The organism is Rhodoferax sp. GW821-FHT02C08 (genome assembly GCF_059421805.1).
Map to the genome: position 1 here is coordinate 132046 of NZ_JBWKVR010000005.1, position 24639 is coordinate 156684.

Consider the following 24639-nt stretch of genomic DNA (forward strand, 5'->3'; position numbering starts at 1 on the left):
CTACAACGGACATAGCGCAGCTTTCTGGAAAAACCTAAGCACCAATGCTCAGAAAAGAAGGAAGTTGGGACAACGCGAGCAGGTTCACCTCCTGCCAAGCCAGTCCCGCCGCGTCCGTATAGACACGACCGAAATACGCTGGGGCATCGGCTGGAGGTGCTTGTGACGCGGTAAATGACTCCGGCCCGCGCAAGCCGGACAACTGGCTGACCAGCAAGGCACAGTTCACATCCATGCCGGCATTCAAAGACAACAGGCTGCACTCGGACAAGGGCGTATCGGTGCGTGCGGAGGGCACTACGTCTGCCATAAATCGAGCAAAGTCGACCACACCGAACAAGCCACCACGCAAATTAGCCACGCCCAGAAACCAGGGCTGGGTATAAGCCGCAGGCTGGACAGGGGTCCAGGGGAAGATTTCGCCGCACTGGGCCAGCGGGAACAGGCAGTGGCTGCCACCAACCTCTACCGCCAACCATCGCACCGCAGTACCTTCGCCGCGTGCCGCCTGCAACCGGGACGCTAGCCGGGTTTGTAGCTCTCTCAGGGCTTCACGGTTCGCCATAGGTACTGGGGCTTAGGCCAGAGCGCGTATCTTGGCCTTCAGCTCATTGGCGTCGACCGGCTTGGTGATGTAGTCACGGGCACCTTGGCGCAGACCCCAAACCCGGTCGGTTTCCTGGTTCTTGCTGGTACACATGATGATGGGCACATCGGCATATTCAGGCGTGCGGCTGATGGTACGGGTCAGCTGGAAGCCGTTTTGTCCTGGCATCACCACATCCATCAGAATCAGATCCGGTTTTTGTTCCGCCAGACGCCGGAACGCGTCTTCAGCGTTTTCAGCGGTCCGCACCGACATGCCCATCTTCTGCAGCAAATCGGTCAGGTACATCAACTCGGTTTTGGAATCGTCCACGATCAACACATGGTGGATGGCCATCAATCAGCTCCTTGCACTGCAATGCCAAACTGCTGTACCGCTTGCAGCAGTTGGTCTTTGGTAAACGGTTTGGTCAGGTAGTCCTGCGAACCCACCATGCGGCCCCTGGCCTTGTCGAACACACCATCCTTGGAAGACAGCATGACCACAGGGATAGCGGCGAACTTCGGGTTGCGCTTGATAATCGCACAGGTCTGGTAACCGTCCAGCTTGGGCATCAAAATGTCGCAAAAAATCAGTTGCGGCACATGGTCGTTGATTTTGGAGAGGGCATCAAAGCCATCTTCCGCGAGCAGCACTTCGTGACCGCCCTGCTTGAGGAAGATCTCCGCGCTGCGACGTATCGTATTGCTGTCGTCCACCACCAGCACCTTGAAGCTTGAGGCTGTCGTACTCACGTCATCGCACTCCTGTGAGGAACTCGCAAAACGAATAGTCGCTGCGGGTCAAAGTTGAACCATTTCGAAATCTTCTTTACGCGCGCCACACTCTGGGCAGGTCCAGTTCATGGGTACTTTTGCCCAGGGAGTTCCTGGTTCAATACCATGCTCCGGTGAGCCTGTGGCCTCATCGTAAATCCATCCACAAATCAAACACATCCAGGTAGTAGCTTCAGTCACAACTTAAAGGGCCTTCGAATAGAATGAAACGGATTGTATCTACGCATTATGATGGCCTTGCCAGTTTGCTCGCGCCCCACGTCAAATTAGGCTCCATGAACGCAACTTCTCCCCCTTCCCCCACCACCGAACCTGCTGACGACGCCGAAGACGCAGTAGACGATCTCGCCGGCCCGGCCTGCGTGATGGTCTTCAACGCCAGCGACCCTACCGGCGCAGCCGGCTTGCCGGCCGACACCACGGCCATGGCCTCGGTGGGCGCCCATGCCTTGCCCGTGGTCACCGGTGCCTACACCCGCGATACCGGCGAGATTTTTGACCATTTCTGCTTCGACGAAGAAGCCGTCACCGAACAGGCCCGTGCGGTGCTGGAAGATATCGAGGTCCAGGTGTTCAAAATCGGCTTTGTGGGCAGCCCGGAAAACATCAGCGCGATTGCCGAGATCACCTCCGACTATGCTGAGGTGCCAGTCATCGCCTACATGCCCAACCTGTCGTGGTGGGACGAAGACAAGATCGAGGAATACCTGGACGCCTTCCGCGAACTACTGCTACCCCAGACCACCGTGCTGGTGGGCAACCACAGCACATTGCGCCGCTGGCTGCTGCCCGATTGGGACAACGACCGCAACCCCAGCCCGCGTGACATCGCCAAGGCCGCCGCCGCCATGGGCGTGGCCTACACCCTGGTAACCGGCATGCCGCTGCCCGACCAGCATGTGGAAAACGTGCTGACCAGCCCGCAGTCGGTGGTGGCCAGCGAGAAGTTCGAGCTGTTTGAAGCCGTGTTTACCGGCGCTGGCGAAACCCTGTCGGCCGCGCTGGCAGCCCTGCTGGCCAGCGGCAGCGAGCTCCCCGAAGCCACCCATGAAGCCCTGAGCTATCTGGACCGCTGCCTGGACGGCGGCTTCCGCCCCGGCATGGGCCACATCCTGCCCGACCGCATGTTCTGGGCCCAGCCCGAAGAAGATGGGGAAGAAGGCGGTGAGGGCCCCGAGATCGACGACGACACCCTGCGCGCCATTGCCGCGCTGGACATCCCCCCCAACAACGACACGCGGCATTGATGCCGGCACACCCGCTGCGGGGTGTGCACTTGAGGAATCGCATATGAACCACAACGAACAACTGTTTGCCCGTGCCCAGAAAGTCATCCCCGGCGGCGTGAACTCCCCCGTGCGCGCCTTCAAGGCCGTGGGCGGCACGCCGCGCTTTGTGCAGCGCGCCCAGGGCGCCTACTTCTGGGACGCCAACGGCCAGCGCTATACCGACTACATCGGCTCCTGGGGCCCGATGATCCTGGGCCACGGCCATCCGGCGGTCGTCGAGGCCGTTCAAAAGGCCATGTTGGAGGGTTTCTCTTTCGGCGCGCCTACCGAGCGCGAGGTCGAGCTGGCCGAAGAAATTTTGTCCCTGGTACCGTCGATGGAAATGCTGCGCCTGGTCAGCTCGGGCACCGAAGCGGCGATGAGCACCATCCGCCTGGCGCGCGGCGCCACTGGCCGTAACAAGATCATCAAGTTCGAAGGCTGCTACCACGGCCATGCCGACGCGCTACTGGTCAAAGCCGGCTCTGGCCTGGCCACCTTTGGCAGCGCCACCAGCGCCGGTGTGCCGCCCGAAGTGGTGCAGCACACCCTGGTGCTGGAATACAACAACCTGGCCCAGATCGAAGAAGCCTTTGCCCTGCACGGCAAGGACATCGCCTGCCTGATGATCGAACCCATCGCCGGCAATATGAACTTCGTGCGCGCCAGCGTGCCCTTCATGCGGCGCTGCCGCGAGCTGTGCACCCAGTACGGCGCCCTGCTAGTGCTGGACGAGGTGATGACCGGCTTCCGCGTGGCCCTGGGCAGTGCGCAAAGCGTCTACGCCAAGCACATCCCCGGCTTTGCCCCCGACATGACAGTGCTGGGCAAGGTAATTGGCGGCGGCATGCCGCTGGCGGCTTTTGGCGGCTCGCGCGCGGTGATGGAACACCTGGCGCCGCTGGGCGCGGTCTACCAAGCCGGCACGCTATCAGGCAACCCGGTGGCCACGGCCTGCGGGCTGGCGACGCTGCGCGAGATCCGCAAACCCGGGTTTTACGAGGCCCTGGGGGCCTCCACCCGCAGCCTGGTCAGCGGCCTGCAGGCGGCGGCCGATGCCGAGGGCGTGGCCTTCTGTGGCGACTCCGAAGGCGGCATGTTCGGCTTCTTCCTGCTCGACCAGCTGCCGCAGAACTACCCGCAGGTCATGAAAACCAGCAGCCCTCGCTTCAACCAGCTGTTCCACGGCCTGCTGGACCGCGGCGTGTATATCGCCCCGGCGCTGTACGAGGCCGGTTTCGTCAGCAGCGCACATACGGCGGACGACATCCAGACCACCGTGGCAGCCGCGCAGGCGGTTTTCAAGGAACTATCAAAAGCATAGCTACCAGCGCAGGTAAAACCTGCGCCAGAGCCACTTTTTATACAAAAACCGTTTGCAAAAATTTGAAACTCTTGCGTAAAGCCTGAAACCCCGCAGGGGGGTCGCGCGTCATAGCTACATGATGAAAAAAGCTCTACTACTCGGCGCCCTGACCTTGGTCAGCGGCCTTTCCTTCGCCCAGGAAACCGGGCGAGTTCTCTCATCCACGCCCATCGTGCAGCAGTTCAGCGTGCCGCGCCAGGTGTGCAGCAACCAGCAGGTGGCGGTAGAACCACAGCGCTCGGGTGCGGGTGCATTGATGGGCGGCATTGCCGGCGGCGCGGTGGGCAATGCCATCGGCGGCGGCAGCGGCCGTGCGGCGGCGACCATGCTGGGCATTTTTGGCGGCGCCATCCTGGGTGACCGCATCGAAAGCCCCGGCCCTACGCAAATCCAGAATGTGCAGAGCTGCAACACCCAGACTTTTTATGAAAACCGCACCGTAGGCTACACCGTGGTTTACGAATACGCGGGTAGGCAGTACACCACCACCACGGCCACCGACCCCGGCCCCAGCATCGCGCTGCAGGTGTCGCCGGTGGGCCAAAGCGCCCCTCCCGTGCAGGCACCGGTGCAAACCATCTCCAGCGACTACTACCAGGCCACGCCAACTTACGTCACGGCCCCGGTGGTCGTCACCCAGCCCTACTACCGGCCAGCCCCCATCGGTGTCGAGCTGAATTTCGGCTACTCCAACGGATACCGCCACTGGCGCTAAACCCATAACCCAACCCCTTTAAGGACCGCTGCGCGGTCCTTTTTTTCGTCCATATGCTATTAAATTAATAGCTGTCAGCGCATATAAATACTGCGCTAGATACCAATTTAACCCAAACCCATCCAAATTAATGACAATTGACATCTATTAAACATGATAACTACAATCTATTTTCAAAAAACCTGACCCAGGAACCCCATGCCCCGCGTATCCCGCGCCCAGACCGACAGCAACCGTGCGGCCATAGAAGCCACCTCGGCCCGCCTGTTCCGCGAGCAGGGCATCAAGAACGTCAGCGTGGCCGACCTGATGGCGGCGGTGGGCCTGACCCATGGCGGCTTCTACGGCCACTTCGCCTCCAAGGACGCACTGGCCGCCGTGGCCTGCACGCACGCATTCACCCAGGCCCATGAACGCTGGACCGAACGCGTCGCCAGCCAGTCCAGCCCCGACGCTGCCCTGCAGCACCTGTTCCAAGCCTATCTGCGGACTGAGAGCCGCGACAACGCCGGCACCGGCTGCCCCTTGCCCGCCCTGGCCGCCGACGTGGCCCGCGAGCCGGCCGACAAACCGGTGCGCGCCGCCTACCTGGCCGGGCTGAACGACTTGCTGTCGGTGCTGCTGCCGCTGCAGGGCACGGGCGACGCCGCCACCGATCGCAGCCAGGCCCTGGCCCAGCTGTCCACCCTGGTAGGCGCCTTGCTGCTGTCCCGCGCCACCCAGGGCGACGCTCTTTCCGACGAACTGCTGGCCGCCGCACGCGCCCACCTGCAGCCTGCTACCCCGCCCTCCCCATCCACGCCCACCTGAGCCCAAGCCATGTTTGCACACGCCCTCTCACCCTGGCTGCAACGCCGGGGCATCCATTTCGCCTGGGCTATCCTGGCCATTGCCTTCCTGACCATGTTGAGCTCGGCGGCCTCGCTGGGCCTGCCCGGCGCCTTTCTGCAGCCGCTGGGCAAGGAATTCGGCTGGACGGCCGATCAGATCTCGTCCGCCATGGCGCTGCGCTTCGTGCTGTTCGGGCTGATGGGGCCGTTCGCCGCCATCCTGATGGAGCGCTACGGCCTGCGCACCATCGTCTGCACGGCCATGCTGCTGGTGGCCACCGGCCTGCTGCTGGCCACGCGCATGACGGCGCTGTGGCAACTGGTACTGCTGTGGGGCGTGGTGTTGGGCGTGGGCTCGGGGCTGACGGCCCTGGTGCTGGGCGCGGTGGTGGCCACCCGCTGGTTCGAGCAGCGTCGTGGCCTGGCGCTGGGCCTGCTGACGGCCAGCTCGGCTACCGGCCAGTTGGTGTTTCTGCCGCTGGCCACCTGGTTGATAGACCGCTACGGCTGGCGCATGGCGGTGCTGCCGGCCGTTACCAGCTGCCTGCTGGTGGCCGGGCTGGCGTTCTGCTTTCTGCGCAACCGGCCGCAAGACCTGGGGCTGCGTGCCTATGGCGCCAACCCGCTGGTGCCGGACACGCCGCCCGCCGCCACACGCATGGGCCTGGCCGAGCCACTAAAACTGCTGGGCAGCGTGTCACGCAGCGGCATCTTCTGGGTGCTGTTCGGCACCTTCTTCGTTTGCGGACTGAGCACCAGCGGGTTGATCCAGACGCACTTCATCTCGCTCTGTGGCGACTACGGGCTGGCGGCGCTGCCAGCGGCATCCGTGCTGGCGATGATTGGTGCGTTTGACTTCGTCGGCACCATCCTGTCGGGCTGGCTGTCGGACCGCTATGACAACCGCAAGCTGCTGTTCTGGTACTACGGCCTGCGTGGGCTGTCGCTGTTCTGGCTGCCGCACTCGGAGTTCACGCTGTACGGCCTGTCGCTGTTCGCCATGTTCTACGGCCTGGACTGGGTGGCCACGGTGCCGCCCACGGTGAAGCTGGTAACAGCGCATTTCTCCAAGGAGCGTGCCGGCATGGTATTTGGCTGGGTGTTTGCCGGCCACCAGATCGGCAGCGCGGTGGCGGCCTACGGCGCCGGACTGACGCGTACCGTGATGTTCTCGTACAACCCCGCGCTGTATGCGGCGGGCGCGGCCTGCCTGATGGCGGCCACCGCCATCATCCTGTCGCGGGCACCGGGCAAGCCCGTGCTGCAGCCCCTGCGCGCCTGATATCGCTACGAAATAAATAGCTGCCTACGCAGATAGGCCGGGCCTTTCACACCAGGAACCCATGGAACCGGCTTTGCCGGGCCATAGGGTTCGCCCCCTGCAAGGGGGTTGGCGAAGACACGCAGTGCGTAGCCTGGGGGTGAGCCTAGGCCACCTGGTGCATCTGCAGCAATTCAGAATGCGCCACCCAGTCGCCAGCCTGGGCCTTGAAGGCCTCGATATGCGGGCCGGTGATGTGGTTTTGCCAGGCGGCGCGGTCCCGCCAGCGCTCAAAGAACACCACCTTGCCGGGCTGGCTGTCGTCCTCGTGCAGCTCGTAGACGATGCAGCCGGGCTGCTTGCGCGCCTCCAATACCAGCGCGGCCTGCGCGGCCACCAGGGCAGCCTCATAACCCGGCTTGGCCTGGGCCAAAGCAACGACGACGAAATCCGACATGCACATCTCCTGTTAAAAAGAGGGCATTAACACACAAAGGAGCTTGGCATGCACTGGTCGGCCCAACAATACTCCACGTTTGAAGCGGAGCGCACGCGCCCGGTACGCGACCTGGTGGCCGCCCTGCCAGAGCAGGAAGTGCACCACGCCGTGGACCTGGGCTGCGGCCCGGGCAACTCCACCGAGGTGCTGGCCCACCGTTTTCCCAATGCCAGCGTCACCGGGCTGGACAGCTCGGACGATATGGTTGCCGCGGCGCGCCAGCGCCTGCCCACGCTGCAGTTCGCGCTGGCCGACATCCAGACCTGGCAACCAGCCCAGCCGCCGGATGTGTTGCTAGCCAATGCATCGCTACAGTGGCTGCCTGACCATGCCACGCTCTACCCACGCCTGGTCGGCACCTTGGCACCCGGCGGCAGCCTGGCCATACAGACACCGGACAACCTGGAAGAACCCGCCCATCGCCTGGCGCGCGAACTGGCCACCCAAGGACCCTGGGCCGCGCAGATAGGCGCCGTGCAGCACCCGCCACGGCATAGCGCAGAGTGGTATTACGCCCTGCTACGGCCGCATTGCAGCCATCTGGATGTGTGGCGCACCACCTACTTTCACCCACTGGCGGGCGGTGCCCAGGCGGTGGTGGAATGGTTCAAGGGATCGGCGCTGCGGCCCTACTTGGCGCTGCTGGACGCGGCACAGCAAACGGCGTTTCTGGAAAGCTACCAGACAGCCATTGCCCAGGCCTACCCGGCGCTGGCAGACGGCACGGTGCTGCTGCCCTTTCCGCGCCTATTCATCGTGGCGCGCAGCTAAATCAGGGCACTGGTGGCTGGGACAGGACCCAGCGCGCCAGGGCCTGCGCGTTGGCCTCCGACACCTGGGTTTGCCTCGGCATCAGCAGCCGCCCCCAGGCACCTACGCCACCGCTGCGTATTTTGGCGGCCAGCCGGGCCGGTGCTTCCGCATCGCCCTGGTAGCGGGCGGCCACCTGGGCAAAGCCCGGCCCCACCTGCTTGTGCACCAGGCCGTGGCAGGACATGCAGCCGGACTGCTGGGCCAGCTCCTGCGGTGGCACCGCCGCCCAGCCGCTGGCGCAGAACAGCGCAGCGGCAAACACGGCGCTGGTGCGCATGGTCTTAGTGGCGGAAGTGGCGCACGCCGCTGAACACCATGGCCACACCGCGCTCGTTGGCGGCGGCAATGACTTCATCGTCACGCATCGAGCCACCGGGCTGGATCACGCAGGTCGCGCCTGCGTCCACCACCACGTCCAGCCCGTCACGGAACGGGAAGAAGGCATCGCTGGCCACGGCCGTACCGGCCAGGCTCAGATTCGCGTGGCCGGCCTTGATGCTGGCGATGCGTGCCGAGTCCAGGCGGCTCATCTGGCCGGCACCCACACCCATGGTCATGCCGTCCTTGCAGAAGACAATGGCATTGCTCTTGACGAACTTGGCCACCTTCCAGGCGAACAACAGGTCTTGCAGTTGCTGCTGCGTGGGCTGCACGGTGGTGACGACCTTCAGGTCAGCCAGCACCAATTCATGGTTGTCGGCGGTCTGCATCAGCAGGCCGGAGCCAATGCGCTTGATGTCCATGGCGTTCTGGCCCTTGTCCCAGGCGGTGGCGCCACCGGTGGGCAAAGCGATTTCCAGCACGCGTACATTGGCCTTGGCCTTGAACACTTCCAGCGCCTCGGCGGTGTAGCCGGGCGCCATCAGCACTTCGACGAACTGCTTCGAAATCTGTAGCGCAGCGTCCTTATCCAATGTGCGGTTGAGGGCAATAATACCGCCAAAAGCCGAGGTCGGATCGGTCTGGAAGGCCTTGCTATAGGCTTCCAGGCCGTTCGCGCCCACGGCCACGCCGCAGGGGTTGGCGTGCTTGACGATCACACAGGCCGGCACGTCAAAGCTCTTCACACATTCCCAGGCGGCATCGGCATCAGCGATGTTGTTGTAGCTCAGTTCTTTGCCTTGCAGCTGCTTGGCGGTGACCAGGGAGCCGGGGGCGGGGTGCAGGTCTCGGTAGAAAGCGGCTTGCTGGTGCGGGTTCTCGCCGTAGCGCAGGTCTTGCAGCTTCACGAAGCGGCCGTTGGTTTGCGCGGGGAACTGGGCGTGGCTGCCGTCTTCCTGGATGCTGGACAGGTAGTCGCTGATGGCGCCGTCATACTGGCTGATGCGGTTGAACGCGGCTACCGACAGGGCGAACTTGGTCTTCTGGCTGACGGAGCCGGTGGCTTTCAGCTCGGCCACCACGCCGTCGTACTGGCTGGCGTCGGTCAGCACGGCCACGTCTTTCCAGTTCTTGGCGGCGCTGCGCACCATGGCCGGGCCGCCGATGTCGATGTTCTCGATGGCGTCTTCCAGCGTGCAGCCGGGCTTGGCCACGGTGGCTTCAAACGGGTACAGGTTAACGACCAGCAGGTCGATGGTGGCGATGTCGTGCGTCTTCAGAGCCGCCATGTGCTCGGGAAAGTCGCGGCGTGCCAGCAGGCCGCCGTGCACCTTGGGGTGCAGGGTCTTGACGCGGCCGTCCAGCATCTCGGGAAAACCGGTGTGGTCGGCCACCTCGGTGACGGGCAGGCCGTTGTCGGCCAGCAGCTTGGCGGTACCGCCGGTGGACAGCAGGCCATAGCCCAGGGCGTGGAGGGAGCGGGCCAGTTCCAGGACACCGGTTTTATCAGAGACGGAGAGTAGTGCGTTCATGGGGTTCTACAGGTCAGGGAGTCAAAATAAAAAGGGGGACGCAGGCGCGAACTTATTCCACCAGGCGGTGTTCCAGCAGCTTCTTGCGCAGGGTGTTGCGGTTCAGGCCCAGCCATGCGGCCGCACGGGACTGGTTGTTGTCGGCCTGGGCCATGACCACTTCGAGCAGGGGTTTTTCCACCACCCGGACCATCATGTCGTACATGCCTGCGGGCTCGATACCGTCCAGGTCCTTGAAGTAGCCGGCCAAACTGGCTCTTACACATTCATCGATACTTTTTTGGCTCACTCGGTGCTCTCCAGATGCGGTCTTGTTTCTTGGGTGCTGGGGTCGGCGGCTTCGGGCATGCGGTCCATGGTGGCGGCAAGCCCGGAAAAGAATGCGTCCACCGCGGCCAGCTGCAGCTGCGGCTCTTCCAGCAGGTTCATGCGGGCGCGGAAGGCCTCGCCCCCCGGCAGGTTTTTGACATACCAGCCGATGTGCTTGCGCGCGGTGCGTACGCCGCTGAAGTCGCCGTATAGGCTGTAGTGGTCTTCCAGGTGCTCCAGCAGCAGGCGCTGGACTTCGGCCACCAGCGGCGGTGCCAGGTGCGCGCCGGTGGCCAGGAAATGCGCCACCTCGCGGAAGATCCAGGGGCGGCCCTGGGCGGCACGACCGATCATGGCTGCGTCGGCACCGGTATAGGCCAGCACGTCGCGCACTTTCTCCGGGGTGGTCAGGTCGCCATTGGCCACCACCGGCACGCGCACCGCAGCTTTGACGGCGGCAATGGTGTCGTATTCGGCATGGCCCTTGTAACCTTGCTCGCGGGTACGGCCGTGCACGGTCAGCATCTGCACGCCCGCCTGCTCGAACTGGCGCGCCAAGGCCACGGCGTTCTTGTTGTCCTGGCTCCAGCCGGTGCGCATCTTTAGGGTGACGGGCACGCCGTACGGCGTGCAGGCGGCCACCACGGCCTCGACGATGGCCAGGGCCAGGGGTTCGTCCTGCATCAAAGCCGAGCCAGCCCATTTGTTGCACACCTTCTTGGCCGGGCAGCCCATGTTGATATCGATGATCTGGGCGCCGTTGGCCACGTTATAGGCCGCCGCCTCGGCCATCATGGCTGCATCGGTGCCGGCGATCTGCACGGAAATCGGCGCCACTTCACCATCGTGGTTGGCGCGGCGCGAGGTCTTCAGCGTGTTCCACAAGTCGCGCCGCGAGGTCACCATTTCGCTGACCGCGTAACCCGCGCCTAGCGCTTTACACAGGCGACGAAACGGCCTGTCGGTCACGCCAGCCATGGGCGCAACAAACAAGCGGTTCGCCAAAGCGTACGGGCCAATGTGCATGGGAATAGGTCAACGCGCCGGTGAGGCGCCAAGGAAAAATCGGGGGGATCGCTATTCTAGCTGCTCAAAATTTCAGCAATCAAAATGCGTCACCTTGGCGACAGCGGCCAGCCAAGTAACATGCCGCGATGTTTAAGAAGCGTCTTGCACTCCAGGCCCTGCTGCTCTCTCTGACCGGGATAGGGGCCGCCGGCACCTGGGCGCAAACCATCCCAGCCGAAGACAACAACGCCGATGCAGCGCCCCCCAACCCGGAGAGTGCGCCCGCCAACGACTTCTGGTCCGGCGACCTGGGCCAGGGCGCGGCCCAGCGTGGCGTGGCCAGCTGGTATGGGCGGCGATTCCATGGTCGGCGCACCGCCTCGGGCGAGATTTTCAAGTCCAATGAACTGACCGCTGCGCACCGTACCCTGCCCCTGTTCAGCTACGCCCGGGTGACGCTGCTGCGCACAGGAAAAAGCGTGGTGGTGCGCATCAATGACAGAGGGCCGCACATTCTGACCCACCGCGTCATCGACCTGAGCCAAGCCGCCGCCGCGGAAATCGGCCTGCTGGCCTTGGGCACGGCCGAGGTGCTGGTGGAGCGGGTGCTGCAGCGTTCACCCGAGGACGGCCCGGGCACCGGTCTGCGCCTGCCAGGTTAAACGGCGGCCATGCGCTCGGCCATGAAGTCCACAAAACAGCGAATGCGCGAAGCCAGCGCGGTATTGCGGTAGTACACCGCGTGGATGGGCTGGCGCACCTCCAAGGTGTCGCGCGGCAGCACCTGCACCAAGTCCCCCCGGGCCCGGTCCTGCGCTGTCATGAAGTCCGACAGGCAGACGATGCCGGCACCGGCCAGCGCCAGGAAGCGCAGCGTTTCGCCGCTGGATGCCTTGACCACAGGCTGCACGGCAAAACCATCGCCGTCGGCGTGGCGTAGCGGCCAGAGGTTCAGGCTCTCGGGCTGGGTGAAGCCCAGCAGGCTGTGCCGGCGCAGATCGTCCACGGTTTTCGGTCGACCCTGGGCTTTCAGGTAAGCCGGGCTGGCCAGCACGCGCAACGGGTACTGCGCCAAGGGCCGGGCATGCAGGCTGGAGTCGCGCAGCGTGCCGATGCGAATGGCCACGTCGGTACGCTGCTCCAGCAGGTCGATGATGTTGTCGCTGCTGTGCAATTCCAGTGTGATGTCCGGGTACTGCGCCCGGAAATCCTTCACCAGGGGCACGATGCCATGCAGCACGAAGGGCGCGGCGGCATTCACCCGCAGCAGGCCAAACGGCTTGCGCTGGCGCGACAGCATTTGCTCCTCGGCCGCGTCCACCGCCGCCAGGATCTCGCGGGCATGCGCCAGAAATACCTGGCCCTCTTCCGTCAACTCAAGCTTGCGCGTGGTGCGGCGCAGCAAGGTGGTGCCCAGCTTCCGCTCCAAACGGCCCAGCGCCCGGCTGATGCCGGACGTGGTCTGCGCCAGCTGCGCTGCCGCGGCGGTGATGGTGTGGCTGTCCACCACGGTGGTGAAGGCCAGCAGTTCGTCCAGACTTGTCTTCATTGTTGACTTTCTATCAAGAATATTGTGCTGGATACCGGCTTTTTCTACAAGAATAAAAACCAGACACTGCAGGCCTTGTGACTCATTTGGAGTGGATTTAATGCCTCTTGCCCTGCTTGCGCTGACCCTTAGCGCCTTTGCCATCGGAACGACCGAGTTCGTCATCGTGGGACTGATCCCCACGGTGGCCGCCGACCTGGGCGTCAACCTGCCATCCGCCGGCCTGCTGGTCAGCCTGTATGCGCTGGGGGTCGCCGTGGGCGCCCCGGTGCTCACTGCGCTAACCGGCAAGCTGCCGCGCAAAACCCTGGTACTGGCGCTGATGCTGCTGTTCACCCTGGGCAATTTGCTGGCCTGGCAGGCACCGGGTTACACCAGCCTGGTCGTCGCACGCCTGGTCACCGGCCTGGCGCATGGGGTGTTTTTCTCTATCGCCTCCACCATTGCCACCAACCTGGTGCCCAAAGAGAAAGCCGCGAGCGCCATCGCCACCATGTTCAGCGGCCTCACCGTAGCCCTGGTGACGGGCGTGCCGCTGGGCACCTTCATCGGCCAGCACTTTGGCTGGCGGGCCACCTTTCTGGCCGTAGCCACGCTCGGCGTAGTGGCATTTATCGGCAGCCTGGTCTTCCTACCGGCCAAGCTGCAGCGCAGCCAACCTGCGTCCTTGCTACAACAGTTGGCCGTGCTGCGCCAGCCGCGCCTTCTGCTGGTCTACGCCATGACGGCCGTGGGCTATGGCGGTTCGTTCATTGCCTTCACCTATCTGGCGCCCATGCTGCAACAGGTATCGGGCTTTGAAGCCAACGCGGTCGGCCTGGTGATGCTGGCCTATGGCGTGTCGGTGGCAATAGGCAATATCTGGGGCGGCAAGCTGGCCGACCAGCGGGGCCCGGTGGGCGCATTGAAACTGATTTTTGCGCTGCTGGCGGCAGTGCTGCTGGTGCTGAGCTGGACGGCCCCGCACAAAAGCCTGATGGTGCTGACCGTGCTGGCCTGGGGTGCCGTGGCTTTTGGCAATGTGGCTGGCTTGCAGGTCTATGTGGTGCAACAGGCCGAACGCTTTGCGCCCCGGGCCGTAGACGTGGCCTCCGGCCTGAACATCGCCGCCTTTAACCTCGGCATTGCCGGCGGCGCGTGGGGTGGCGGCCGCATCGTGGACAGCATCGGCCTGATGCACACGCCCTGGATAGGCGCCCTGGTTGTACTGCTGGCCTGGGGCCTGACGGCCTGGAGCGGCCGACTGGACCAGCACAACCCCGCGCCTGCCGGCCCTCGCCGGGCCGCCATCGCCGGTGGTCATTGATTTCCCACTGCACCCCCTTTTTGAAAGAAAAACCATGTCTACACACACTATCCCTCCGATCGGCGTGGGCACCTTCCGCCTGCAAGGCGACACCGCCACCGCCTCGGTGCGCACTGCGCTGGAACTGGGCTACCGCCATATCGATACCGCCCAGATCTATGGCAACGAGGCCGCCGTAGGCCAGGTGATTGCGGACAGCGGCGTGCCGCGCCACGAGCTGTTCGTCACCACCAAGATCTGGACGGACCACCTGGCAGGCTCCAAGCTCATCCCCAGCCTGCAAGAAAGCTTGACCAAGTTGCGCCTGGACTATGTGGACCTGACGCTGATCCACTGGCCCTCGCCCGGCGGCACGGTGCCGGTAGCGGAGTCGCTACAGGCCTTGCAGCAAGCCCAGACCCAGGGCCTGACGCGCCAGATCGGCGTGTCCAACTTCAACATCGCACTGCTGCAGCAGGCCATCGCTGCGGTGGGTGCAGCGGCGATGGCCACCAACCAGGTGGAAGTTCACCCCTATTTGCAGAACCGCAAGCTGGTGGACTTCACACAAGGCCAAGGGATAAGCGTGACCTCGTACATGACACTGGCCTATGGCAAGGTGCTGACCGACCCGGTCGTCCTGTCCATCGCGCAGCGCCTGAACGCCACACCCGCGCAGGTGGTGCTGGCCTGGGCACTGCAGCGCGGGCTGGGAGTCATTCCTTCGTCCACACAACGGAATAATCTGCAGAGCAACCTGGCCGCTGCGGCGCTGCGCCTGGGCGACGACGATATGGCCGCCATCGCCCGCCTCGATCGCGATGAACGCCTGGCCAACCCGGACGGGCTGGCACCACTATGGGACTAATGGCCTGCCCATGAAAAAAGCCCGCAGCTGCGGGCTTTTTCGTTCCATCCTTCAAGGAATTAGTGGAACTGCTCTTCTTCGGTAGAGCCGGTCAGCGCCGTCACACTGGACTTGCCGCCCTGGATCACTGTCGTCACCTCGTCGAAGTAACCCGTGCCCACTTCCTGCTGGTGCGACACAAAGGTGTAGCCGCGGTCGCGGGCAGCGAACTCGGGCTCTTGCACCTTTTCCACATAGGCCGACATGCCGCGCTTCACATAGTCTTGCGCCAGGTCGAACATGTTGAACCACATCGAATGGATGCCGGCCAGCGTGATGAACTGGTACTTGTAGCCCATGGCGCCGAGTTCGCGCTGGAACTTGGCGATGGTCGCGTCGTCCAGGTTCTTCTTCCAGTTGAAGGACGGCGAGCAGTTGTAGGCCAGCATCTTGCCGGGGTGCACCTTGTGCACGGCGTCGGCAAACTTCTTGGCGAAGGCCAGGTCGGGCGTGCCGGTTTCGCACCACACCAGATCGGCGTAGTGGGCGTAGGCAATCGCGCGGCTGATAGCCTGGTCAATTCCCTTGTTGGTCTTGTAGAAGCCTTCGGAGGTACGTTCGCCGGTGATGAAGGGCTTGTCGTTCTCGTCGTAATCGCTGGTCAGCAGGTCGGCGGCTTCGGCATCGGTGCGGGCAATCACCAGGGTCGGCACCCCGCAGACGTCGGCGGCCATGCGGGCGGCGATCAGCTTTTGCACGGCTTCGGCGGTGGGCACCAGCACCTTGCCGCCCATGTGGCCGCATTTTTTGACCGAAGCCAGCTGGTCTTCCCAGTGCACGCCGGCCGCGCCGGAGTTGATCATGGCCTTCATCAGTTCGAAGGCGTTCAGCACGCCGCCAAAACCGGCTTCGGCATCGGCCACGATGGGCGCGAAGTTATCGATATAGCCGGCGTCGCCCGCATCAATGCCCTTGGAGTGCTGGATTTCATCCGCACGGCGGAAGGTGTTGTTGATGCGCTCCACCACCTTTGGCACCGAATCCACGGGGTACAGCGACTGGTCGGGGTACATGGCGGCGTAGCCGTTGTTGTCGGCTGCCACTTGCCAGCCGGACAGGTAGATGGCCTTCACGCCAGCCTTCACCTGTTGCATGGCCTGGCCACCGGTCAGCGCGCCCAGGCAGTTCACATAGGCTTCGGTGTGCAGCAAGTCCCAGAGCTTTTCGGCGCCACGGCGGGCCAGGGTGTGCTCGATGGGGAAGGAGCCGCGCAGGCGCACGACTTCGGCCGCGGTGTAGCCACGTTTGATGCCCTTCCAACGGGGATTGGTGTCCCAGTCTTTTTGCAGAGCGGCGGCTTGTTGTTCACGGCTGAGTTGTTCGGTGATGGATTGCGGCATAAAGACTCCAGAGGTTGATTGAAACAGGGTCTGCACCAGCGGCGGGTTCTGCGGTGCCGGTGGAAAAATTCTAAGTCTTCTACAAGACTTTTGATACTCTTATGTCTTATATAAGAGTAAATATTTACACTATAAAAATCAATGGCTTACGAGCATTTTTTGCAATGCAAAACAAAAAACCGCTGACCGAAAATAAATGCTGCACTGCAGCAGCACGTCGTTTCGCGCAGCGGTGGGCGAGTATCACATCGTGAAATACTTATCCCGTCTGCGCAGGGCGCCCTGCATCGCAACCCTATACTGGCTCCATGCAAGCCTGGATAGAACACCTGCTGACCCTGTTGGCACTGCCGCAATTCGGCCTGAGCACCCTGTTTGTGGTGTCCTTCATTTCCGCCACGCTACTGCCCCTGGGCTCCGAGCCGGCAGTGATCGGACTGGTTTCCCTCAACCCCGGCCTGTTCTGGCCTGCGGTTTTCACCGCCACGCTGGGCAACACCTTGGGCGGTGCCGTGGATTGGTGGATGGGCTATGGCGCCCATAAAGTGGCAGACAAATACCAGCATTCGGCCTACCACGTTCGCGTGCTGGGCTGGCTGGAACGTTTGGGCCCCAAGGCCTGCCTGCTGGCCTGGCTGCCACTGGTGGGTGACCCGCTGTGTGCGGTGGCCGGCTGGCTCAAACTGCCGTTCTGGCCTTGCCTGGGCTATATGGCAGTGGGCAAGTTTTTACGCTATCTGGTGATGACAGGATCGGTAGTGTGGGCGTTTCCCCACCTAAGCTGGTAGCGCTCAGAAACGCTCGTGTGCCGCCAGGTAGCGCCATTGGCCAGGAGCGAGCGCTGTCATGGCCACACGGCCCACACGCATACGCTTGACGCTGCGTATTTGCAGCCCGGCACTTTCACACAGGTAGTCAACCTGCCCCGGGCGCTCGCCCTTGAGCGCGAAACGCAACCGGGTTTCGGTCTCGGTATTGCTGCTGACGCTGACCTTGGCGGGGGTCAACAGTCGTTCGTGGTACTGCACCGGCTCAGACATCGTACGCAGCATGCCGGGCGTGACGGCACCGGCCACTTCAACAATCAACTCGTGCTCGATCAGGTCCGCATCTTCCTCCAGCTTGCGCAAGACACGGCCATCCTGGGTGTAGACCACCAGACCGCTGGCCCGGCTGTCCATAGGAGAGGCCAGGCGCAATTGGGCAAAGTGTTTTTTAAGCACACGGATACCGGAGCGGTCATCGGGTGCATGGCTCTCGCGGGTTAACAGAGTCAGCGCGGCCTGTGCCTTGGGGCCAGGGCCGGCATCCAGACCGGCAGTGAAGCCCACCGGCTTGTGCAAGATCAGCGTGACACTCGGAGGCGCCAGCAGGCTGGCATCCGGGTCCACCTCGATCTTCTGGTCGGCCACGCGGAACATCGGCTCTTCCACCAGCTGCCCGTCCACGCGCACCCAGCCGCCTTCGATGTACTGCTCCGCCTCACGGCGAGAGCAGCCAAGCTGCTCGGCAAGGCGTTTGGCGAGACGAACCGGTTCGGTCATAGATACTATCGTTTTTATAGCTGCTTGCGCAGGATGTATCTGCGCAAGCAGGCTAAAAGGCTTATGGAATTACGATGAGAACAAGAAGTTCATCACGTCGCCATCCTTGACAACGTAGTCCTTGCCTTCGGCGCGCATCTTGCCCGCATCCTTGGCGCCCTGCTCACCCTTGTTGGCGATGAAGTCGTCAAACGCAATCGTCTGGGCGCGGATGTAACCCTTCTCAAAATCGGTGTGGATCACGCCAGCCGCCTGCGGGCCGGTGTCGCCCACGTGGATGGTCCAGGCGCGCACTTCCTTCACGCCAGCGGTGAAATAGGTTTGCAGGCCCAGCAGCGAGTAGGCGGAGCGGATCAGGCGGTTCAAGCCCGGCTCGTCCTGGCCCAGTTCCTTCAAAAACTCCAGGCGATCCGCGTCGTCCATCTCGGACAACTCGGCTTCAATCTTGGCGCAGATGGCCACCACAGGCGCGTTCTGCGTCGCGGCGTAAGCCTTCAGGCGGTCCAGAAACGGGTTGTTCTCGAAACCGTCTTCACTGACGTTGCCAACGAACATCGCAGGCTTGGCGGTGATGAAGAAGAACTGCTTCAGCAGGGGCAACTCTTCCTTGCTGAAATCGATGGTACGCACGGGCTTGCCCTGGTCCAGCGCCGCCTGGCACTTCTCCAGAATGGCCACCAGCTTGATCGACTCCTTGTCGCCCGAACGTGCAGTCTTGGTCACGCGGTGCAGTGCCTTCTCGACCGCAGTCAAGTCGGCCAGGCACAGCTCGGTCTGGATCACTTCAATATCGGCAATCGGGTCGACCTTGCCGGCCACGTGGATCACGTTGTCGTCTTCAAAGCAGCGCACCACGTTGACAATGGCGTCGGTTTCGCGGATGTGCGCCAGGAACTTGTTGCCCAGACCTTCACCGGTGCTGGCTCCGGCCACCAGGCCGGCGATGTCCACAAACTCGACAATCGCCGGCACGATGCGTTCGGGCGTGATGATGTCGGCCAACTGCTGCAGGCGCGGATCAGGCACCTCCACCACGCCCACATTGGGCTCGATGGTGCAGAAGGGATAGTTTTCCGCGGCGATGCCCGCCTTGGTCAACGCGTTGAACAGGGTCGATTTACCGACGTTGGGCAGGCCCACAATGCCGCACTTCAAACTCATGAAATATCCTTAGGAATCAAGCACTTCAAGGCCCATGTGGAGCATCTCGAGGTGCCAGGCCCACATCAAGACGAAGGGGCCGAAAGAGGGTTGGCGACGCAACCAAAACCAAGCCGATCGGCAAAATTTTGTGCTGGTTTTGTCACGCGGGAAGCCGCCAATTGTAATGACCAGCTAAATGGCGAGCGCGGGCTGCCGCCCAAGGGCTCAGCCGGCCCAATCCTTATGAACCTCCGCTTCTATGGCAAAAGCAGATCACTCAAACTTGTAGTCAGCTGTGGCGCTCTGCCCCACGCGCAGCGCCATGTCCACGCCGTCCACCACGATGGCGTTCATGCCGAAGGCCACGGCGCCGCCGACCACCTCGTTGCGGCGGTAGGTTTGCAGCATGTCGCCCACTACAGGGGTGCTGGTGGCGGTGGCCGGGTCGATGTTCGGGATCGGGCAGCGCGGGCAGGGCTTGACCATGCGCAAACGGGCCAGACCCTGGAAGGTGCTGATGTGCAGCTCGTCCAGGCTATCTTCGTCATGGGCCTCCACGCCGGCCAGCACGATGTTCGGGCGAAAGCGCTCCATGCCCACTGCAGCTTCGCCGGCGGCCAGCAGGCGCTGGTTCAGGCCATCCAGCGCGGCCTCGCTGATGACCAGCACCGCAAAGCCGTCGCAAAACTGGTTCAACGCCTCGGTGCCACCGGTCCATTTCAGGCTAGACAAGCGGCGATGCTCGGGATCAAAGCGCACCAGCCGCAGCTTGCGCGGCACAGCCACGCGCTGGCCTGTGGCATCGGTGTTCAAAAAGTCGCTGAACCACTGGGCGGCCACATCGCCCATATCGAAGGCGGCCACGCTGTCGCTCCACACCGTCACCTGCGTGGGCTGCTCTACTTTATCTAGCGCAATGTGCAGAGCCAGCATGCCGGGGGCACGCAAAACCATCTCTAAGTTTTTCAGCTCAGGCTGAATCAGCGCCATGCGCGGCAGCTCGCGCTGGGTCACAAAAATGCCTTGCTCGTCCACTACCATCCAAGCGCGGTCGAATTCCAGGCCGGTTTCGGTCAGCGTGGCCTCGGACAACTCCACGCCAGCGCAGGATTTGACCGGGTACACAAACAGGCGGGCGATGGTGGCTTGCACATCCATGGGGCAATTCCTTGGGCAAATCCAGGCATTGTGCCCGCCTCCTACAATCCCGGCACTGGACTTGTTGCCCGCCGGGCGACCCGTCCGTACCGACTTATCAGATATGGCCCAATCCTTCGACATATGTATCCGCGGCGCAGGCATCGTTGGCCGCACTTTGGCGCTGCTGCTGGCGCGCGACCGCTTGCGCGTGGCCCTGGTGGCCGAACCGGTCGCCCCCACTGCCAGCCAGGACGTGCGGGCCTACGCGCTGAACACGGCCTCGCGCGAGCTGCTGGAATCCCTGCGCAGCTGGCCCGAGCCGCAGCACGCCACCGCCGTGCAGAACATGCAGGTCTGGGGCGACAAGGGTGGCGAAGTGCACTTCAGCGCCGAACAGCAAGGCGTACCCGCCCTGGCCTGGATCGTGGACGTGCCGGCCCTGGAGGCCCGCCTGTTTGACGCCGTGCGCTACCAGCCCATGATCGAGGTCGTCAGCAGCCCGGTCGAGGCCAAGCTGACCGTGGTCTGCGAAGGCAAAGCCAGCGCTACCCGGGCCGAACTGGGCGTGGCATTCGACAGCATGGCCTACCAACAGCACGCCATCGCCACCCGCCTGGTATGTGAGAAACCGCACGGTGGCACCGCCCGCCAATGGTTTGCACAGGGTGAAATACTGGCTTTTTTGCCGATGCAGGGCGATGCAGGGAACTCTGTGGCCGTGGTGTGGTCTGTGCAAGAGGAACGCGCAGCCGAATTGCTGGCTTTGCCGCCCGAGGCGTTTGCCCAGGCACTGGAAGCCGCCAGCTACGGCACGCTGGGATCACTCGCGCTGGATGGCCCGCGCAACGCGTGGCCGCTGCACAAGGCGCAAGCAGCACGCTGGGTAGGGCAGAAGGAGCAGCGCGCATGGGTATTGGCAGGTGACGCGGCGCACGCGGTGCACCCCCTGGCTGGCCAAGGCTTGAACCTGGGCCTGGGAGATGTGGCCGAACTGGCGCGCATTCTGCACGGCCGCGACTACTGGCGTAGCGTGGACGACAGCAAGCTGCTGCGCCAATACGAGCGCGCACGCAAGACAGCGTTGCTGACGGTAGGTGGTGCGACGGACGGGCTGCAGCAGCTGTTTGCACGCGACGATGCGACATGGCAGGGCCTGCGCAACTGGGGGATGAAGGGCTTTGAACGCAGCGGCTGGGTGAAGAGCTGGGTCGCGCGGCAGGCCATGGGTTTAGAAGGCTAGAGCGCCTCGCTCTGTTCATTTTTTACGGTTTAGGTAGATATCCATGAGATTTTTGACACTCGCAGTCGCCACGGCAGCCACACTCGCTTGCCTGGGCGCACAGGCCCAGGAGGCCGCCATCCGTAAAAATCTGGCCGAGCGCATTCCGCAGATGCCCAAGATCGACGAGGTCATCAAAAGCCCCATGCCCGGCCTGTACGAGCTGCGCGTAGGCGGCAGCGAGATCATGTACACCGATGCCGACGGCAACTTCCTGATCCAGGGCAATTTGATCGACACCAAGCTGCGCCGCAACCTGACCGAAGAGCGCATTGAAAAGCTCAGCGCGGTGAACTTTGACGACCTGCCCAGCAAGGACGCTTTCACCATCGTGCGCGGCAACGGCAAGCGCAAGATCGCAGTATTTGAAGACCCGAACTGCGGTTACTGCAAACGCTTCGAGAAAGACCTGCAGAAGGTGGATAACGTCACCATCTCGCTCTACCTGTTCCCCATATTGAGCCCCGACTCCACCGACAAGGCCCGCAACATCTGGTGCGCCAAGGACAAGGGCAAAGCCTGGACCGACTGGATGGTGCGCAGCCAGCTGCCGCCCGCTGCGCCGGCCAATTGCGACGCCCCAGGCTTGGCGCGCAATGTGGAGTTCGGCAAAAAGTACCACATCACCGGCACGCCCACCCTGTTGTTTGCTGACGGCTCGCGCATCCCAGGCGCCATCCCGTCCGAGCAGGTCGAAGCCCAGCTGGCCAAAATCAAGAACTAAACCAGGAACTCAACAACCCGCCGCCACCAGCGGCGTGGTGTTTTACACACAGTGGGCCATTCGCTGGCGCGCAGGGCTGCCAAAGCCCGGAAAATCGCGCCCATGCAAAAAAACTCCACTGAAATTCTGGTCCATCGCGTCGCCTACGTTGGCATGGCGGTCTATGTGCTGCTGGCGCTGCTGATCTGGCTGGTGCCAGACAACCTGCACCCGTTTATTGCCATCTCCCTGGTCGGCCTGGCCGCCACCCATGCCACCTTTTTGGGTGGCATCCACGGAGGCATCGGCCTGCACATGGACTCCCCCACGCCGCGCAAGAACATTGCACTGGCCACTATTCCCGCATTTTTGAGCTGGATCGCCATCATCATGCCCGCCTATGCCGGCCTGCCGCTGCTTGGCCTACTACTGGCCGTGTGGTGCGTGGTAGACCATAAAACCTGGCCCGAAGCCGGCCTGGCCGCTTGGCTGCCGCTGCGCCTGCACACCACCATCGCAGCCGTGCTGAGCTGCTTGATGGGCGCTGCGGGGACTTGAACCCGGGTCGGCCTGCGGCTGGGGTATTCTTAGCCCCATGCCTATGCCCCAACCCGCATCCCGCGCACTCAGCGCCGTCTCTTACCGCGTGGAGGTGGCCGACCTCCACGCCCACCTGTTCCGCGTCACGCTGACCATTGCCCAGCCCGCCGCCACGCAGCGGGTGTCGTTGCCGGTCTGGATTCCGGGCAGCTACCTGGTGCGGGAGTTTTCCAAAAACCTGCAACTGCTGCAGGCCCGCCAGGGCAAACGCGCCGTAGCACTGCTGCAGATAGACAAAAACACCTGGGAGGCCACGGCCACGCCCGCCAAACCCTTGGTGCTGAGCTGCGAGGTCTATGCCAACGACGCCTCCGTGCGCACAGCCTGGCTGGACGCCACGCGCGGCTTCTTCAACGGCACCAGCCTGTTCCTGCGCGTACACGGCCAGGAAGACGCTCCCCACAGCCTGGAACTGGCCACCAGTCCGGCCACCACATCCTGGAGCGTAGCCACCGGCTTGCAGGCCGTGGCGGTGGACACAGCCGGCTTTGGCCACTACCGTGCGGCCAGCTATGACGAGCTGGTGGACTGCCCGGTGGAAATGGGCCAGTTCTGGAGCGGCGAATTCAAGGCCGGTGGCGTACCCCACCGCTTTGTGGTGGCCGGTGCACCGCCCGCCTTCGACGGTGCCCGCCTGCTGGCCGACACCAAGGCCATCTGCGAAACCGAGATCCGCTTCTGGCACGCCAACAAACAGGCCGGCAAGCCGCCGTACGCCAGCTACCTGTTCATGCTGAATGCAGTGGACGACGGCTACGGCGGGCTGGAGCACCGCAACTCCACGGTGCTGATCTGCAACCGCCGCGATCTGCCGCGCCTGAGCGATGCGGATGCCAAAAAGCCAGCCAAGCCCACCGTCCCCGCGAAACGCAGCGAGGGCTACACCACCCTGCTGGGGCTGATCAGCCACGAATACTTTCATACCTGGAATGTCAAACGTCTGCGCCCGGTCGAATTCGCACGTTACCAATACGACGCCGAGCAATACACCCGGCTGCTGTGGTTCTTTGAGGGCTTCACCAGCTACTACGACGACCTGCTGCTGCGCCGCGCCGGCCTGCTGGACAACACGACCTACCTCAAGCTGCTGAACAAGACCATCAACCAGGTGCAACAAACCCCGGGCCGGCTGGTGCAGTCGGTGGCCGACGCCAGCATGGACGCCTGGGTCAAGTACTACCGGCAGGATGAAAACACACCCAACGCCACCGTCAGCTACTACACCAAGGGCGCACTGGTCGCCCTGTGCTTCGACCTGACCTTGCGCGGCGAGGGCCAGACCACGTTGGACGACGTGATGCGCGCCCTGTGGCTGCGCTGCCAGGGCGGGCCCATGGCGGAAGCCGACTTCGCTGCCGTGCTGGCCAAGCTGGGCGGCCGCTCTTTTCATGCCGAAATCCAGGCCTGGGTGCATGGTACCGGCGAGCTGCCACTGAAAGACCTGCTGGCCGGCCACGGCGTCACCGTGCATGAAGACCCGGCCCAACTGGCCCAGCGCCTGGGCCTGCGCGTGGCCGAAAGCCAGGGCCTGCAAGTCAAGGTGGTGCTGCGCGGTGGCGCGGCCGAGCTGGCCGGCTTCGCCGCCGGCGACGAATGGCTGGGGGTGGAAGTGGCGCAGGGCAAACAGACCAGCAGCTGGCGCATGTCCAAGCTGGACGACCTGCTGCTGTATGCCGGCCAGCAACGCCAGGTCACCGCCCTGGTCGCCCGCGATAAGCGGCTGCTGCGCCTGACGCTGAACCTGCCATCCGTGGCCAGCACCAGCACCTGGCGTCTCGCCGCCGAGAACCCGCGCGCGGTTAGTGCCTGGCTGGAACCGGCCAAAAGCTGATGTTGAAGAATTT

The 24639-nt window shown here is 63.4% G+C and carries 28 protein-coding genes; 14 read left to right on the forward strand and 14 right to left on the reverse strand.

From position 1 onward, the window contains the following. Positions 1-34: 34 nt before the first annotated feature. From AC07VY_RS07970 to AC07VY_RS07985, 4 genes are read right to left on the reverse strand one after another with little or no spacing between them, the layout of a single operon-like run. Positions 35-565 (reverse strand): chemotaxis protein CheW, encoded by a 531-nt coding sequence (locus AC07VY_RS07970; protein WP_495097074.1) that lies wholly within the window; start codon positions 563-565, stop codon positions 35-37. A 12-nt stretch (positions 566-577) separates the two neighbouring features. Further along, a complete protein-coding gene (locus AC07VY_RS07975; protein WP_495073798.1) occupies positions 578-943 on the reverse strand; it encodes a response regulator in 366 nt (121 codons plus the stop codon). After that, the gene (locus AC07VY_RS07980) at positions 943-1341 is read right to left on the reverse strand and encodes a response regulator (protein ID WP_495073799.1); all 399 of its coding nucleotides are present in this window, start codon (positions 1339-1341) and stop codon (positions 943-945) included. Before AC07VY_RS07980 ends, AC07VY_RS07975 begins: the two co-directional genes overlap by 1 nt. Before the next feature lie 48 nt (positions 1342-1389). Beyond that, the gene (locus tag AC07VY_RS07985; RefSeq protein ID WP_495074214.1) at positions 1390-1542 is read right to left on the reverse strand and encodes a rubredoxin; all 153 of its coding nucleotides are present in this window, start codon (positions 1540-1542) and stop codon (positions 1390-1392) included. A gap of 116 nt (positions 1543-1658) precedes the next feature. Here AC07VY_RS07985 and thiD point away from each other — a divergent pair, with 116 nt between their 5' ends. The 5 genes from thiD (at position 1659) to AC07VY_RS08010 (ending at position 6844) form a co-directional block, all read left to right on the forward strand. Continuing rightward, positions 1659-2630 (forward strand): bifunctional hydroxymethylpyrimidine kinase/phosphomethylpyrimidine kinase, encoded by a 972-nt coding sequence (gene thiD / locus AC07VY_RS07990; RefSeq protein WP_495073800.1) that lies wholly within the window; start codon positions 1659-1661, stop codon positions 2628-2630. A 43-nt stretch (positions 2631-2673) separates the two neighbouring features. Beyond that, positions 2674-3975: a glutamate-1-semialdehyde 2,1-aminomutase gene (gene hemL, locus AC07VY_RS07995; protein WP_495073801.1), complete on the forward strand. Its 1302-nt coding sequence runs from the start codon at positions 2674-2676 to the stop codon at positions 3973-3975. Positions 3976-4096: 121 nt separating this feature from the next. Beyond that, complete coding sequence (locus AC07VY_RS08000; RefSeq protein ID WP_495097073.1) at positions 4097-4732, forward strand: glycine zipper 2TM domain-containing protein; 636 nt, start codon at positions 4097-4099, stop codon at positions 4730-4732. Between the two features lie 198 nt (positions 4733-4930). After that, the gene (locus tag AC07VY_RS08005; RefSeq protein WP_495097072.1) at positions 4931-5542 is read left to right on the forward strand and encodes a TetR/AcrR family transcriptional regulator; all 612 of its coding nucleotides are present in this window, start codon (positions 4931-4933) and stop codon (positions 5540-5542) included. Positions 5543-5551: 9 nt separating this feature from the next. After that, the gene (locus tag AC07VY_RS08010; RefSeq protein ID WP_495097071.1) at positions 5552-6844 is read left to right on the forward strand and encodes an MFS transporter; all 1293 of its coding nucleotides are present in this window, start codon (positions 5552-5554) and stop codon (positions 6842-6844) included. 145 nt (positions 6845-6989) lie between these two features. On the opposite strand, the gene AC07VY_RS08015 is transcribed toward AC07VY_RS08010, so the two are convergent. Then, positions 6990-7280, reverse strand: a complete 291-nt coding sequence (locus tag AC07VY_RS08015; RefSeq protein WP_495097070.1) for a putative quinol monooxygenase — start codon at positions 7278-7280, stop codon at positions 6990-6992. 48 nt (positions 7281-7328) lie between these two features. Between AC07VY_RS08015 and tam the strand changes: the two genes are divergently transcribed. Next, a complete protein-coding gene (tam, locus tag AC07VY_RS08020) occupies positions 7329-8093 on the forward strand; it encodes a trans-aconitate 2-methyltransferase (protein ID WP_495097069.1) in 765 nt (254 codons plus the stop codon). 1 nt (position 8094) lies between these two features. On the opposite strand, the gene AC07VY_RS08025 is transcribed toward tam, so the two are convergent. The 4 genes from AC07VY_RS08025 to dusB are packed head-to-tail and all read right to left on the reverse strand — an operon-like array spanning position 8095 to position 11323. Further along, positions 8095-8412 carry a c-type cytochrome gene (locus AC07VY_RS08025; RefSeq protein ID WP_495097068.1) on the reverse strand — a complete coding sequence of 106 codons (318 nt, stop codon included), beginning with the start codon at positions 8410-8412 and terminating at the stop codon, positions 8095-8097. 4 nt (positions 8413-8416) lie between these two features. Next, positions 8417-9988 carry a bifunctional phosphoribosylaminoimidazolecarboxamide formyltransferase/IMP cyclohydrolase gene (gene purH, locus AC07VY_RS08030; RefSeq protein WP_495097067.1) on the reverse strand — a complete coding sequence of 524 codons (1572 nt, stop codon included), beginning with the start codon at positions 9986-9988 and terminating at the stop codon, positions 8417-8419. A gap of 52 nt (positions 9989-10040) precedes the next feature. Next, on the reverse strand, positions 10041-10277 hold the full coding sequence (locus AC07VY_RS08035; RefSeq protein WP_490590869.1) for a Fis family transcriptional regulator: 237 nt from the start codon (positions 10275-10277) through the stop codon (positions 10041-10043). Then, the gene (dusB, locus tag AC07VY_RS08040; RefSeq protein WP_495097066.1) at positions 10274-11323 is read right to left on the reverse strand and encodes a tRNA dihydrouridine synthase DusB; all 1050 of its coding nucleotides are present in this window, start codon (positions 11321-11323) and stop codon (positions 10274-10276) included. Before dusB ends, AC07VY_RS08035 begins: the two co-directional genes overlap by 4 nt. A gap of 128 nt (positions 11324-11451) precedes the next feature. Between dusB and AC07VY_RS08045 the strand changes: the two genes are divergently transcribed. Then, complete coding sequence (locus AC07VY_RS08045) at positions 11452-11967, forward strand: septal ring lytic transglycosylase RlpA family protein (protein WP_495097065.1); 516 nt, start codon at positions 11452-11454, stop codon at positions 11965-11967. Here the strand turns inward: AC07VY_RS08045 and AC07VY_RS08050 are convergent. Next, positions 11964-12854, reverse strand: coding sequence for a LysR substrate-binding domain-containing protein (locus AC07VY_RS08050; RefSeq protein WP_495073811.1), 891 nt, complete (start codon positions 12852-12854; stop codon positions 11964-11966). The two genes, AC07VY_RS08045 and AC07VY_RS08050, sit on opposite strands and share 4 nt — an antisense overlap. Before the next feature lie 100 nt (positions 12855-12954). Here AC07VY_RS08050 and AC07VY_RS08055 point away from each other — a divergent pair, with 100 nt between their 5' ends. Together AC07VY_RS08055 and dkgB are read left to right on the forward strand one after the other, a co-directional pair. Then, positions 12955-14160: an MFS transporter gene (locus tag AC07VY_RS08055; protein ID WP_495073812.1), complete on the forward strand. Its 1206-nt coding sequence runs from the start codon at positions 12955-12957 to the stop codon at positions 14158-14160. Positions 14161-14194: 34 nt separating this feature from the next. Further along, positions 14195-15007 carry a 2,5-didehydrogluconate reductase DkgB gene (gene dkgB / locus AC07VY_RS08060; RefSeq protein WP_495097064.1) on the forward strand — a complete coding sequence of 271 codons (813 nt, stop codon included), beginning with the start codon at positions 14195-14197 and terminating at the stop codon, positions 15005-15007. A 59-nt stretch (positions 15008-15066) separates the two neighbouring features. Here the strand turns inward: dkgB and aceA are convergent, their stop codons facing one another. Beyond that, positions 15067-16386: an isocitrate lyase gene (gene aceA / locus AC07VY_RS08065; RefSeq protein ID WP_495073814.1), complete on the reverse strand. Its 1320-nt coding sequence runs from the start codon at positions 16384-16386 to the stop codon at positions 15067-15069. A 308-nt stretch (positions 16387-16694) separates the two neighbouring features. Here aceA and AC07VY_RS08070 point away from each other — a divergent pair, with 308 nt between their 5' ends. Then, a complete protein-coding gene (locus AC07VY_RS08070) occupies positions 16695-17174 on the forward strand; it encodes a YqaA family protein (protein WP_495073815.1) in 480 nt (159 codons plus the stop codon). A 3-nt stretch (positions 17175-17177) separates the two neighbouring features. On the opposite strand, the gene AC07VY_RS08075 is transcribed toward AC07VY_RS08070, so the two are convergent. The 3 genes from AC07VY_RS08075 to AC07VY_RS08085 form a co-directional block, all read right to left on the reverse strand. Next, positions 17178-17930, reverse strand: a complete 753-nt coding sequence (locus tag AC07VY_RS08075) for an RNA pseudouridine synthase (RefSeq protein WP_495097063.1) — start codon at positions 17928-17930, stop codon at positions 17178-17180. Between the two features lie 69 nt (positions 17931-17999). Then, a complete protein-coding gene (ychF, locus tag AC07VY_RS08080) occupies positions 18000-19091 on the reverse strand; it encodes a redox-regulated ATPase YchF (protein ID WP_495097062.1) in 1092 nt (363 codons plus the stop codon). 255 nt (positions 19092-19346) lie between these two features. Further along, positions 19347-20231 carry an MOSC domain-containing protein gene (locus AC07VY_RS08085; protein WP_495097061.1) on the reverse strand — a complete coding sequence of 295 codons (885 nt, stop codon included), beginning with the start codon at positions 20229-20231 and terminating at the stop codon, positions 19347-19349. Positions 20232-20334: 103 nt separating this feature from the next. Between AC07VY_RS08085 and AC07VY_RS08090 the strand changes: the two genes are divergently transcribed. The 4 genes from AC07VY_RS08090 to AC07VY_RS08105 all read left to right on the forward strand — a co-directional run bounded on the left by AC07VY_RS08090 (position 20335) and on the right by AC07VY_RS08105 (position 24626). Then, positions 20335-21453, forward strand: a complete 1119-nt coding sequence (locus AC07VY_RS08090; RefSeq protein ID WP_495097060.1) for an FAD-dependent monooxygenase — start codon at positions 20335-20337, stop codon at positions 21451-21453. A gap of 43 nt (positions 21454-21496) precedes the next feature. Continuing rightward, positions 21497-22216, forward strand: a complete 720-nt coding sequence (locus AC07VY_RS08095; protein WP_495073820.1) for a DsbC family protein — start codon at positions 21497-21499, stop codon at positions 22214-22216. Between the two features lie 102 nt (positions 22217-22318). After that, positions 22319-22753 (forward strand): DUF3429 family protein, encoded by a 435-nt coding sequence (locus tag AC07VY_RS08100; protein ID WP_495073821.1) that lies wholly within the window; start codon positions 22319-22321, stop codon positions 22751-22753. A 43-nt stretch (positions 22754-22796) separates the two neighbouring features. Next, the gene (locus AC07VY_RS08105) at positions 22797-24626 is read left to right on the forward strand and encodes a M61 family metallopeptidase (protein WP_495097059.1); all 1830 of its coding nucleotides are present in this window, start codon (positions 22797-22799) and stop codon (positions 24624-24626) included. The last annotated feature ends 13 nt before the right edge of the window (positions 24627-24639 follow it).